17 protein-coding genes are annotated in these 12426 nt (G+C 36.6%); 7 read left to right on the top strand and 10 right to left on the bottom strand.

The window, feature by feature from the left end; translation table 11 throughout:
• Positions 1 to 34: 34 nt before the first annotated feature.
• Complete coding sequence (locus J1899_RS05395; protein ID WP_246586681.1) at positions 35 to 1642, top strand: ribonuclease J; 1608 nt, start codon at positions 35 to 37, stop codon at positions 1640 to 1642.
• Positions 1643 to 1847: 205 nt separating this feature from the next.
• Here the strand turns inward: J1899_RS05395 and J1899_RS05390 are convergent, their stop codons facing one another.
• A complete protein-coding gene (locus tag J1899_RS05390; protein WP_214477962.1) occupies positions 1848 to 2855 on the bottom strand; it encodes a DUF3231 family protein in 1008 nt (335 codons plus the stop codon).
• A 201-nt stretch (positions 2856 to 3056) separates the two neighbouring features.
• Complete coding sequence (locus J1899_RS05385) at positions 3057 to 3434, bottom strand: SET domain-containing protein (protein ID WP_214477961.1); 378 nt, start codon at positions 3432 to 3434, stop codon at positions 3057 to 3059.
• Positions 3435 to 3707: 273 nt separating this feature from the next.
• On the opposite strand from J1899_RS05385, the gene J1899_RS05380 reads away from it, so the two are divergent.
• Both J1899_RS05380 and J1899_RS05375 read left to right on the top strand, forming a co-directional pair.
• On the top strand, positions 3708 to 4190 hold the full coding sequence (locus tag J1899_RS05380; RefSeq protein ID WP_214477960.1) for a hypothetical protein: 483 nt from the start codon (positions 3708 to 3710) through the stop codon (positions 4188 to 4190).
• Positions 4191 to 4380: 190 nt separating this feature from the next.
• Positions 4381 to 5460, top strand: coding sequence for an aldo/keto reductase (locus tag J1899_RS05375; RefSeq protein ID WP_214477959.1), 1080 nt, complete (start codon positions 4381 to 4383; stop codon positions 5458 to 5460).
• 64 nt (positions 5461 to 5524) lie between these two features.
• Here the strand turns inward: J1899_RS05375 and J1899_RS05370 are convergent, their stop codons facing one another.
• The 4 genes from J1899_RS05370 to J1899_RS05355 form a co-directional block, all read right to left on the bottom strand.
• Positions 5525 to 5998: an SRPBCC family protein gene (locus J1899_RS05370; protein ID WP_214477958.1), complete on the bottom strand. Its 474-nt coding sequence runs from the start codon at positions 5996 to 5998 to the stop codon at positions 5525 to 5527.
• A 90-nt stretch (positions 5999 to 6088) separates the two neighbouring features.
• Positions 6089 to 6595: a DUF1648 domain-containing protein gene (locus J1899_RS05365; protein WP_214477957.1), complete on the bottom strand. Its 507-nt coding sequence runs from the start codon at positions 6593 to 6595 to the stop codon at positions 6089 to 6091.
• Between the two features lie 306 nt (positions 6596 to 6901).
• Positions 6902 to 7366: a GNAT family N-acetyltransferase gene (locus J1899_RS05360; protein WP_214477956.1), complete on the bottom strand. Its 465-nt coding sequence runs from the start codon at positions 7364 to 7366 to the stop codon at positions 6902 to 6904.
• Positions 7367 to 7475: 109 nt separating this feature from the next.
• On the bottom strand, positions 7476 to 7658 hold the full coding sequence (locus J1899_RS05355) for a hypothetical protein (RefSeq protein ID WP_214477955.1): 183 nt from the start codon (positions 7656 to 7658) through the stop codon (positions 7476 to 7478).
• A 200-nt stretch (positions 7659 to 7858) separates the two neighbouring features.
• On the opposite strand from J1899_RS05355, the gene J1899_RS05350 reads away from it, so the two are divergent.
• Genes J1899_RS05350 through J1899_RS05335 form a run of 4 tightly spaced genes read left to right on the top strand, consistent with a single transcriptional unit; the run spans position 7859 to position 9394 of the window.
• Positions 7859 to 8278, top strand: a complete 420-nt coding sequence (locus J1899_RS05350) for a MarR family winged helix-turn-helix transcriptional regulator (protein ID WP_214477954.1) — start codon at positions 7859 to 7861, stop codon at positions 8276 to 8278.
• A 19-nt stretch (positions 8279 to 8297) separates the two neighbouring features.
• Positions 8298 to 8630 carry a MarR family winged helix-turn-helix transcriptional regulator gene (locus J1899_RS22580; protein ID WP_246586587.1) on the top strand — a complete coding sequence of 111 codons (333 nt, stop codon included), beginning with the start codon at positions 8298 to 8300 and terminating at the stop codon, positions 8628 to 8630.
• Positions 8631 to 8649: 19 nt separating this feature from the next.
• Entirely contained in the window at positions 8650 to 8982 is a 333-nt protein-coding gene (locus J1899_RS22575) for a MarR family winged helix-turn-helix transcriptional regulator (protein ID WP_246586587.1), read from the top strand.
• Between the two features lie 19 nt (positions 8983 to 9001).
• A complete protein-coding gene (locus tag J1899_RS05335) occupies positions 9002 to 9394 on the top strand; it encodes a rhodanese-like domain-containing protein (RefSeq protein WP_214477953.1) in 393 nt (130 codons plus the stop codon).
• A 243-nt stretch (positions 9395 to 9637) separates the two neighbouring features.
• Here the strand turns inward: J1899_RS05335 and J1899_RS05330 are convergent, their stop codons facing one another.
• From J1899_RS05330 to J1899_RS05315, 4 genes are all read right to left on the bottom strand, one after another.
• Positions 9638 to 10105 carry a hypothetical protein gene (locus J1899_RS05330; protein WP_214477952.1) on the bottom strand — a complete coding sequence of 156 codons (468 nt, stop codon included), beginning with the start codon at positions 10103 to 10105 and terminating at the stop codon, positions 9638 to 9640.
• 102 nt (positions 10106 to 10207) lie between these two features.
• Positions 10208 to 10714 (bottom strand): CBO0543 family protein, encoded by a 507-nt coding sequence (locus tag J1899_RS05325; protein WP_214477951.1) that lies wholly within the window; start codon positions 10712 to 10714, stop codon positions 10208 to 10210.
• A gap of 689 nt (positions 10715 to 11403) precedes the next feature.
• Positions 11404 to 11868 carry a DUF3291 domain-containing protein gene (locus J1899_RS05320; RefSeq protein ID WP_214477950.1) on the bottom strand — a complete coding sequence of 155 codons (465 nt, stop codon included), beginning with the start codon at positions 11866 to 11868 and terminating at the stop codon, positions 11404 to 11406.
• Between the two features lie 269 nt (positions 11869 to 12137).
• Entirely contained in the window at positions 12138 to 12299 is a 162-nt protein-coding gene (locus J1899_RS05315) for a hypothetical protein (protein WP_214477949.1), read from the bottom strand.
• Positions 12300 to 12426 lie beyond the last annotated feature (127 nt).

Genomic DNA, 12426 nt, shown 5'->3' with positions numbered 1-12426 from the left:
TGCCTTAGGCGGACTTAATGAAGTCGGGAAAAACATGTATGCCATTGAATGCTCCGACCATATTTTCATAATCGATTGCGGCAATAAGTTTCCTGATGAAAGTTTATTAGGGATTGATTTGATTATCCCGGATATTACTTACCTGCTTGAAAATAAAGAAAAAGTAAAAGCGTTAATTGTCACACATGGGCATGAAGATCATATTGGAGGTATTCCCTACTTCTTAAAAAACATAAATGTACCTGTCTATTCCACAAGATTCACGCTCGGATTAATAGAATTAAAATTAACAGAGCATAAGCTTCTGGGGGAAACTGAACTGATCGAAATTGACTCGAATTCAAACATACAATTTGATCAAATAGGCATTAGCTTCTTCAAGGTAAATCATAGTATTCCTGATTGTCTAGGAATTGTTTTTAACACACCTGAAGGCAAAATCGTACATACTGGTGATTTCAAGTTTGATTTAACTCCTGCAAACAACGAACATTCGGATATTCATAAGATGGCTGAAATCGGCCGTGAAGGTGTCCTTCTGCTATTATCTGAAAGCACAAATGCAGAGCGGCCTGGCTTAACTCCTTCAGAGCAAATGGTAGGCAAGCATGTTGAGGATGCTTTTGTAAAAGCAGAACGCAAAGTCATTCTATCTACGTTTGCTTCAAATATTAACCGGGTTCAGCAAGTCGTGGATGCTGCCCAAAAAACGAATCGAAAGATTGCGCTGCTTGGGCGCAGTATGATTAATGTTGTGGATGTTGCTTTAGAACGGGGCTATTTAACCGCTCCTGAAGACATGTTTATTGACCAGCAGCAAATCAATGAAATGCCTCCTGAGAAAGTGGCGATTTTATGCACTGGAAGTCAAGGTGAACCGTTAGCAGCCCTTGCTCGGCTATCTAATTGCAATTTTCGCGGTGTTGAAATTATACAAGGTGATACCGTTATTTTTGCTGCCGGACCAATCCCTGGTAATGAACGGAACGTAACGCGTATCGTTGACAACTTTTTTGCACTTGGGGCCAATGTCATATACGGATCAGGCAGCACATCCGGCATGCATGTTTCCGGTCATGGCTATCAAGAAGATTTAAAGCTGATGCTTACACTGATGAAGCCAAAGTATCTTATCCCGATTCACGGTGAATATAGAATGCTGCATCATCATCAATTATTAGCTGAATCTGTTGGAGTGGAACCAGGAAACACATTTATTATAAATAATGGCGATGTGATAGATATCGAGTACGCAACTGCCCGTCAGACCCGGCAAATTCAAGCAGGAAATACCTTCGTGGATGGAATTGGTGTTGGTGATGTGGGAGACATTGTGTTAAGAGATCGCAAACAGCTTTCTGAAGATGGAATGCTCGTTATTGTATTAACAATGAGCAGGAGAGAGGGAAAACTCGTTTCACAACCGGACATTATATCACGTGGATTTGTATACAACAGAAATTCCGATGATCTGCTAAAAGAAATCAACCGTCTTGTTACAACCACCGTTAATGATATGCGAAAGGGAAATAGACAGCAATGGAGTGCAATTAAGCAGAGTATAAGAAAATCAGTAGGGCAATATGTATTTACCGAAACGAAGAGGAAACCAATGATTCTTCCTATCATTATTGAGATTTAACAACCCAAAAAAGGAGTCAGCAAAAATTTTACTGACTCTTTTTTTGGCTGGCAAGGTCCTCCTCTATTGAGGCATTCCCTGGAGAATATGCAGCCAGTTGATGGTCATAAATGTAATACACTCTATTTTTGCTATTAACTGCTCAAATTCTCTTTCATACTAGAAACGGATCCCAAACCACCTAAGTGATTAATTATTATAATATTTACCCCTTTGCCAGGTCTCTTCGGTTAGCTGCTAAAGGTGGCTGTTCTAACCACTTTTCCGCAATCATAATGTTTGCACCATCCTCTGAGTATTTTAATATCTCCGCATTTAAACGCGTATAATCTGCAACTAAATCGCTTCTTTGTGTTTCAGCAGTAGATAAGCCATAATTTCCTACTCCAGAATAAATCATTAAACTAAAGTGAAACATCATTAATTTATCCGAATACGGTGCATCCTTAGATTGAGTTACCATTTGTTCATAAGTGCCGGGAACCGGCAGTGAACTCATCTTTAAATAACTGCTGAATACTTCAATATGCTTTAAGGCAATTTCTTTACCCCTCTTAAAAAAGTTTTGAGCCTTCTTCGTTTTACAAACTTGGCTGAATGCGGTTGCTAAACTCGTGCCTATGTAATTAGTTTGGATATTTGCAAATAAATTTGTTACTTCTGTTCCTGTTAATGCTTCCCTTCTTCCAAGTCCCTCCAAGATAAAAGATTGTTTATGTACAAACTCCAATTTTTCAAGGTATGGTATAGTGGGCGGGCGAATAGCAAGTCCTTTTTTTAATGAAATGTCAATGGCTCTGCTATTAAGTTCAATTGATTGGGATAAACACGCAGAAAAGAAAGAAAGGATATCTTTCCGATATACGTTTTGCAGCACTCTTCCGTAAGTTACTAATCCGCCTTTAGCCATATTTTTTATATAATTTAAATAAAAGACGTCTGAGAACAATCGTTCCGCATGCAAGTTAACATCTGATTCTGTAAAACCTTGTGGTATTTGTATCTTTTCCTTTATAAAAATTTCACGAATAAAATTGGCGTGTTCCTCTGATAACTGCAATGCAAAAACAATAAGTGATTTAATTTCATTATCCTTTATATGCTGAAGGAAATGGTTAAAAACACAAACGGCCATCGTATCGGCTTGATAGGTTGTCCATAAATAAGACTGTTCAGCAGAAGTTAACAAAATGCCCTCTTGATTATTCTCCATTAATACCACCCCTATTAATAAATCCATAAAGGTTAATATCACCAAAATCACGATAAATTATTATAAGTCGCCCTTGCCTTACATCTTGCATCAATAATAAAAGTCTCAGTTAAAAATCAACTGAGACTTTTCATCTTACCTTCGTCCATTTAACAAAATAGGAGAATGATAATAGTTATGTTTCATTTATTTTCTATTCTTTTAACCCTGATTAAACCACAGTGGATCTTTGTCATCCACATCGCCATTATAATTGATTAGAATTTCGTCGCCTTTTTTTATATCTGTGTAAGCATAGAAATCAAATGTATGGCCTTCAAAATTAATTTCATAAAAGGTATTAGGTTCATAAGAATGGTTAAATAACATTCCATAACCTAGAAGGATAGCTGAATGGTTTTTCCCATACTCAAAAGCGTAATCAGCGAGTAATGTTTTCTCTATATGCTGGTGCTGATCGTTGGGATAAGCAATAACAGGTGCTTCATGTAAAAGCTCACCTTTTTGAATGTCACGTGTAGCAAATACCCCTCTATTGAATTCCCCATCACTAAGTGGAGATGTTTTAATTTCAATCATGTTGTTCACCTACTCGCATTTTAAGACTTGATCTTTCTATCTTAACATTAAATTCAATATGGAACTCTAAAAAGTTACCTTTTAAAGCAAAACACTCTGTAGTTACATCAAGTTGTAAACATTTATTAAGAGTATTTTAGTAAAATCTTATTCTTTGTCGCGATAACCGCAGTTATTCCTAATAGCATAAAAACTAGATGAACTTACTCGGTTTTGCATTTTTTTCCACAGATTGTCCAAACTAGTGCTAGGACGAATTAAAGGAGAATCAGCATGTTTTCTACAGCTTTGGAAAATCTCGACCTTGGAGCAAAGGGGTTATGGTTTCCGATTATTGTCAGCATAGCTCTATTTTTAACTCTTTGCTTCATTCCCAAACAGAAAATGAACATGGCAGAAATATATATTATTTTTTGTATCGTTGCGTTTGTTACATGGCTATCGGATGGAATTGTTTTACGAGTTTTTGATCTAATTGATTTAGGTGACCCAGACAAACCCGGTTTAGGAGACATTTTATCCTATACATTTATTCCGCCTTCCATGGCATGCATATTTCTATGCTTTTTAGATAGCAGAAACAAATGGATTTTAGTGGTTTTGTTCACCGCTATCTCCTTTTTGATTGAAGTAGGGATGGAGTCCACTGGATATATGGACACTAAAAATTGGTTTAAATATGCAACACTGATTTTTTATCTCATTACTTTTGCTTTCTTATTGCCTCTTCAATTAAAGATCATAAGGCAGAGATGATCCTTTTCATTCAGTCGTCATTTGAAGCATGAATATCAATGTATTACCTTTGTTAGAAAAAACTATTTTTCTTATAGATATGCAGCTCCACTGATTCATGCAGCGAATTATGTTTTGCCGTTTTAGACACTCTTTTTCCAGGGTATAGTCCAATTGACACCGCAATCCATATTAATAAGGAGGAATGGTGATGGATTATAATCTATTCGGTCATTCAGGTTTAAGAGTTTCAAAATATGCTTTAGGAACGATCCCCTTCAGCGGGACAAACGGATTTGAAAAAGCGGCTGACATGAATCAGGAAACAGCGAATTATATGGTGGATTATGCATTAGAACAGGGCATTAATCATTTTGATACTGCCAACCTTTATGCAAAAGGCGGTTCAGAGATTGTACTAGGCAAAGCCATTAAGGATAAACGCCATAAGTTGGTCATCAGCAGTAAAACAGGTTTTCAGATTAACGATCAGCCAAATGATATTGGTGCAACCAGAAGCCAGATTGAAGCGTCCATTGATGCATCCTTAAAACGGCTCGGTACAGACTTCATTGATCTATACTATGTACATTTCTGGGATGGACAAGTACCCGTTTCCGAAACGATCCAAGTGATGAATGATTTGATTAGAAAAGGAAAAATCCGCTATTGGGGAGTGTCCAATTACAGCGGCTGGGCTCTTGCGAAAACACATACAATGGCAGTGGAAAACAAGCTGATCCCGCCAATTTCCCAGCAAATCTATTATACGCCGGAGGCACGAGAAGCAGAGTATGAACTTCTGCCGGCAGGCAAAGAACTCGGCATGGCAAACAGCATTTGGTCTCCGCTTGGCTCAGGGCTTCTCACCGGAAAAATTACGAGAAATAAGAAAGCCGAACCAGGAACTCGGCAAGGTGAAGGCTGGCAGGAACCGTATATTAAAGATCTGGATTTATTTTACGATCTGGTCGATGCCCTGCAGGATGTAGCGTCCAAACATAATGCAACCGTGCCGCAAGTTGTTTTGGCATGGCTGCGCGATCGCCCAAATGTCGATTCAGTTGTAATTGCTGCCAGAAACAAAGAACAGCTGCATGAAAACATTGCATCGTATAAGGTTAAGCTAACGGATGATGATTTTAGACAAATCAATGACTTAACAGCACTTGAACCGCTCTACCCGCTCTGGCATCGCGTGATGAACACATCAGACCGGGCTTCGAATGCAGAGAAAGTGTACTTCGAGGATTACCATAAATTAATGGAAAGCAAAAAGCGGAATCTCTAAGAATAAAGACAAAAAGACGAACGATCATTGAATAGATCGCTCGTCTTTTTATCTACAATAGGCGTTAACCTCTTACGTCTCTTTCATATTGAACGTCGTAAACATAGTCAATGAAACTCTTAAATTGGTCATCATAAATAAACTTAAAAGACCATTTCATTAGTTTTGTTATTGTTTTATAGTACCAGTTTGACGGGAGCAGGGTAACTCTTACCTGAAGAATGGTTCCTTCAGGAAACTCCTTCAATGTATATACCGTCCTGCTGATTCCTTCTTTCGTATCTGCCTCAACAGCAACCACATAAGGAGGATTATACTCTGAATAAGTGGCTTTTACTTCAATAACCTTCTTATCGATCTTTTGCCTGGTAATAAAAGTAGATCCTACTTTGATCTCACTTTCAGGATCTACAGATATATTTTCGATAATTTGTGAGTTCCACTTCACCACATGCTCATCATCATTTAAACATTCAAAGACTAACTGTATGTCCGCTTCAATTTCATTTTCAAAAGTATAACACTCAATTTCTCTCACATTCTTACTCCTAATCACAATAGAATTAATCCCTTTATCCTATAAATATCATAATCTCCTGTTTTTAGGAAGTGTAAATAAGATAAAATTTTATTCAATTTTACTTTGCTTTACAAACCCGATCACAATCGGAATCATTGTACTCACTAGTACGACCGGCAAAAACCAAACTCCAAATCCATCGCTTTTTCCTAATGCAATAGAGGCGGATTCATATAAAATAAAAGCAAAAATCATCAAACAAATGTTTTTGATTTGATTCAAAAGTTTTCGGCTGACTAGATAGAATGCTTTTGCATTGTTCTCGTTTAATCTTTCAGGATAATTATGAACCTCTGGAAACTTTTCCAGCACCTGCATCATAATGCCCATTAATACACCAATGGCCGGCAAAATCAACAGTTCCATTTTTGAACCCCAGCGATCGACTTCTCCTAACGCATTATAATGCGCCGGGACCCTGTCTGGAAGCTCATTCCAATGAAAAATTAGAAAGATAATTGAACCTAAGAAGACAGTATATCCAATAATATCCCAAACCCATTCGCTCTTTGTTTTCGGTAATTTGATTTTTGGCCTTTTCCCCGAATTTAACATCCCGATTCTCCCCTATCAAAAGCTTAATAACATCATTGTATAATGGCATTTAATTAAATTACGTTTGATCTGGGAAAGGGTTTCAAATTTTTGATTCAATATCATAAACATTCAATATGCTGATTTTTCTACATGATTCTTCCATTCTACTCTATTCCCGAGAATCGAAGATCCTTCGATCTAATACATCCATTTTCAGAGTAGTTATTTTCATGACAAAACGGCTGGGCGATAGCTTAATATTTGAGAATTATATAAAGTAAAATATAATTTTCTCGGCTTATTTCATATAAAAATATAAAAACTTTAAAGTTGCATCTTCAATCCCTCATGAGAAGCTTTAAAGCCCAGCTTTTCGTAGAATTTAAGGGCTTCGGGTCTCTTCTTATCTGTTGTAAGCTGCACCATGTGACATCCGCGCTCTTTAGAACGCTCAATAGCCCATTGAATTAACAAAGAGCCTACACCCTTCCCTCGCACTTTGGATGCCGTTCGAACTCCTTCTATTGTTGCTCTCCATCCTCCCCGATGAGTAATGAATGGAGTAAAGGTAATCTGCTGAACCCCAATGATTTCTTCACCAGAACAAGCAACAATCAATTCGTTGTTGGGATCGGCTGCAATCGATTGAAAAGCTGTAATGTAACTTTCCGGCAAAGGCTGTTGATATTGCTCTCTTTTGCTTCCTAAAACATCGTCTGAAAGCATAAACACAATTCTGTCGAGGTCTTGTATAACTGCTTCTCTAAACGTAATTTGATTAGTATCCATTACAATATCATCTCCTTAAACAATACGGTTTTCTTCTATCCTATACTTTTTAAGGATTACTCTTAAAAAAAGAGCCCTTCCGTTTGGAGGAGCTCAATATGTACATTGTCTATTTCTTTCTAAAAATCTCTGTATTTTCAATACGGATCGAATCAACCTCGCCGCAATCTAAACAAAATGTATAGATTTTATTCCCGCCGCTCATAGACATTTTGCTGATTTTGATCGGCATATAATCTGTACCCTCTGCAAATTCAGTGCTGCCGCATTTTAGACATTCTCTGTTCTCCATCTCCGCATCCCTCTTCTATTGTTTATTATCACTACTTCTTTATACGAATCTATAAGCAACAAAGATTCATAAAAGAGAGACTATTTTTTAATATGCTGATTTGTATTAAATGTTTTTATAGAGATTTAGTTGCATTTTGAAAATTAATCAGTTAAACTGATTATATATTAAACTGATTATTATAAGAGGTGATCACTTAATTGGAAAAATGGAATCAATCTTACGGTTTTTTGCTTGGAAAAGTTCTTCAGCAAATGGAAACTAAGTTCGCTGAAGGTCTTTCCCCTTATAAAATTAATGCTAGGCAATATGGCGTCCTTTTATTTATTAACGGAAATCCTTATTCATCACAAAAGGATATTTCTGAGAACCTACAAATTGATCGGACAACGATGGTAAGCCATATTGATCACCTAGAAACTTTGGGATTTGTTGAGAGAACAAAGAATCCTAATGACAGAAGATCTTATAGCCTTTTAATCACACCAAAAGGAAACCAAGTTTTGGATTCACGCTGGGAATTTCTAATTGAAACAGAGTTAGAAGTACTAGAACCTTTAAGCAAACAGGAAAAGGAATTGCTGAAGGAGTTTCTTGTAAAGATTTGGAATACACTTTAAAGCTGGAGGTAATTTATTTATGAATGCACTTGATTATTTTAACACCCGTTTGGAAGCAACTATCAGCCCTATGGATTATTTAAGATGTGCAGAGGCCAATCCAGAAGAATATTTTTTAATGGATGTAAGGAACGGTCCTGAACATGTAGAAACTTTGGGATTTGTTGAGAGAACAAAGAATCCTAATGACAGAAGATCTTATAGCCTTTTAATCACACCAAAAGGAAACCAAGTTTTGGATTCACGCTGGGAATTTCTAATTGAAACAGAGTTAGAAGTACTAGAACCTTTAAGCAAACAGGAAAAGGAATTGCTGAAGGAGTTTCTTGTAAAGATTTGGAATACACTTTAAAGCTGGAGGTAATTTATTTATGAATGCACTTGATTATTTTAACACCCGTTTGGAAGCAACTATCAGCCCTATGGATTATTTAAGATGTGCAGAGGCCAATCCAGAAGAATATTTTTTAATGGATGTAAGGAACGGTCCTGAACATGTAGAAACTTTGGGATTTGTTGAGAGAACAAAGAATCCTAATGACAGAAGATCTTATAGCCTTTTAATCACACCAAAAGGAAACCAAGTTTTGGATTCACGCTGGGAATTTCTAATTGAAACAGAGTTAGAAGTACTAGAACCTTTAAGCAAACAGGAAAAGGAATTGCTGAAGGAGTTTCTTGTAAAGATTTGGAATACACTTTAAAGCTGGAGGTAATTTATTTATGAATGCACTTGATTATTTTAACACCCGTTTGGAAGCAACTATCAGCCCTATGGATTATTTAAGATGTGCAGAGGCCAATCCAGAAGAATATTTTTTAATGGATGTAAGGAACGGTCCTGAACATGTAAGAAGTGTAACGATTAAGGATGCTGCTGTCATTCCCCAACAAGAGCTGCAAGAACGTCTGCATGAAATACCGAAAGATAAAGAAATTATCGTGTACTGCTGGGATGTCTGGTGTAACACAGCAGCAAAGGCAGCAGCATTTTTATTAGAACGTGGCTATAAAGTAAAAGAATTAACCGGCGGGATCTCTGCCTGGAAAGAAATGAATTTTCCTGTCTCAGACTTTTCTGCTAAGATTCATCCATCTGATCGTTGCGGATGCTAATTCTATGCATAATGAGAGATACTGGATTGGCGTTGCTTAACAGAATCAGGTTTGAATGCTGTCAAAGGTCCCTTTCGATAAAGTGATAATTGAAAGAGACTTTAAACAAATTGCAGTAAATATGATTAATAAAAATGGAGATTAAATCATTCTAGTCTCCATTTTCCCAGGTTTACTATACTGAATTCAAAACTTAATAAAGAGAATTCTGCATAAGTTTCCATTCTATTTTTTTATAAATGGTTAAGGTTGCAGCTGACCTTCCAATTTGGTTATCCACTTATAATATTGCAGCAGGATCATGAAAAGGATGGGATCTATTACAGCTGCGTGCCATAATGTCCACCAGCCGTAGTTAAAATATCCCCACGGTTCAGGAAGTAAAGTGATTGCTTCATAAACCAATATACCGATACTCCATAAAAGGATATAGAAGATTTGTTTACTCCTTTTTTTTCGGAAAGGATACCAGTTAAGGAACATCATATTTACTGGAGGAATTAGAATGGTATGAGGGATAAACCCTTTCCAATCAATATCCTTATCAAAATACCAGTAGCCATGGTATTTAAATTCAATTATGATATCAAAAGCCTGTTGAAACGCAATGGTAAATGCCCAGATGTGTACAATTTGATTAGGTGTTAGCCTTTTATTTGTTTTAAACGCTATGAGGTTAAATGTAATAACTGCAGCTATTAGTCCAATCATAATATAAATTCCTTTTTTCTTAGAATATCCCTCATTCCAGTAGTATTATTCATTTTTTTATAACTAAGCTTGTTTTTCAGCAAATTGTTATTCCTGCTGATTCTATTTTAATTCACTAAGCTTCACATCAAAGATACTTAACAACGTAACAATGAATAATATTGAGATGAACCAAGCCAGCAAAGGGCGCTTGTGGTGTACAGGCAGGATAAAGAAGATCAGGAGAGTAAACATGGCAGACCACCAGAAGTTCCAGCCATTATGGTATGTGATAAAGCCAAAGATGCTGTTAACATATTCAACTAATAAATAAATCCCAACCCATAATAAAAACCATAATGAACGTTTTCCCCTTCCTTCTGGACGCCTCCCTACGTATATTAATACTGTTGCTGTATAAGACAAAACCATTGTGAAGATTGTAATAAGGGTATGATTAGGCAAAACGATGTCATGAAATAGCCACATTGATTTTTCATAGAGGAGAAAGTTATATAAAAAATCTCCAATGATAAAAAAAAGGATGGTTGGATAATATTGTTTCCAATTTTTCCAATCGCCCCATTTATAGGCCGCCGCGATATATAAAATATTACTCAAAATATACATCAGATCATTCCCTTTAGAATTGTATCCATTACAAAAGATACTTTAATATACATTTTATTACCGCGTAACACGGTCGTATTGATAATGGATCATTCTTCTAACCCACTCTAAAACCAATAATAAAAGAAGTAGTAAAAAAGGATAGGCAATTCCCGAGTACAAAAGCTTCCAATAATGATGATAAAAATAACCTGTTTTTATCGCTAATGCCTCATAAATCACAGAGAAGATTGAGCAGCCAATTATGTACAGTAACCTTTGCTTATAGTTCTTCATGTATTGATAATAATTTAGAAAAATTGCGTTCATGCCGGGTAAATACCAAATATCGGGATTAAATATCTCCATTGTATGCCTTTTGTAAAATAACCATATAAGTCGAGTTTTAAGTCTAGAGCCAGATCCACTACCTGCTGAAGGACCATTGCAAACAAACATGTAGTGAAGAGCTCTATGATTGTCAATTTTTTAGGCATGAATAAAAATACTAGGTTAAATACAATAACAGTTAGCCATAGGAACCACATCCGCAATCTCACGTCCTCAAGCTTATTCTCTTACTACTTCAAGTAAGTTATACTTCTTAATAACGCCGCTGCGGATTATCTGCTGAAGATTTAATTTCATTACCAGGCAAATTACTGCGCCTACCTATCACAATAGAGTGGAAAGTATCAGTTTATTAAGAACTACTTCATCACCAATACTTCTCCTTTTTCATCAAACGCATGCTTAAAATCAAAAGCAAAAGGAGTGGAACCATGGTCTTTATAATGGTTATATCTCCTGAATGCCTCCTCCCACGACACATCATTTACCGTTTCTGTCCACCAGATTATATATGGGATGTGTTTATCTTCATAAGACTCCATCCATCTGCTTCTATTTCGCAACGCTTGGCTATGCTTGCCAGAATAGCTAAAGCGATATAAGGCCTGCAGGCTTTGCCAAACTGTCAGCGTCAGAACAGGATATCCTTTACCCTTCACTTCTTCAGGGATCTGCACTTCATCTGATGAAAATTCCCTGATTAAATCTCCAGAAACAGATGCCTGGCGCATGACTTTATAACCCATCTCATAAAACCCTTTTGATACAGGATGATCGTAAGGACGATTCAGTCTTCCAATCGTGTAAATTGCGACTAGTGCCATAAGCGGCCTCCTTTGAACGACTTTTTCGTATATATTCAAGGAAATATTAAGGGATTCCTCTTTTCACCAAAGTGAATAATGCCTATTATGGTAAAACAATCAATCAATATATGTCTTCATCCTTAACGTAAATTTAGAAACCTTTCAGACGCATCAGCATAAAAAAACTCGCTATCCTATTCATAAGAGCGAGTTCTCTTTGGCGTTTGATACTTTTCCTGCTTCACGAATGTCCTCCTTTACTTGGAATGAGGCAAATAGAAACTCCGCTATGTTCTCCATGAAAGAGAATCCAGCAGATCAAGAAAAGCTGTAAGTCCTGCATCCACATGAAAAACTTGTTCAACTGCGTATAAAGTAAGGATAATGGCACCGAGAATACCTGCAATTGCGAAAAACTTCTTAGGTGACTTTTTCCTTGTCTTCTCCATTCTTTTACCTCCTGTTTCAATTGAGAAATGGTGTTTATGGCAGACCAACTGACAGCATTTTTATGGATATAACTTGTAAAATAAAGAGTTTAAACTGAGCAATTATAGTTCTTTATAATCATCAATA

The organism is Cytobacillus gottheilii (assembly GCF_018582665.1).
Lineage (GTDB): Bacteria > Bacillota > Bacilli > Bacillales > Cytobacillaceae > Cytobacillus > Cytobacillus gottheilii.
This window is presented reverse-complemented; position numbering and strand designations above follow the sequence as displayed.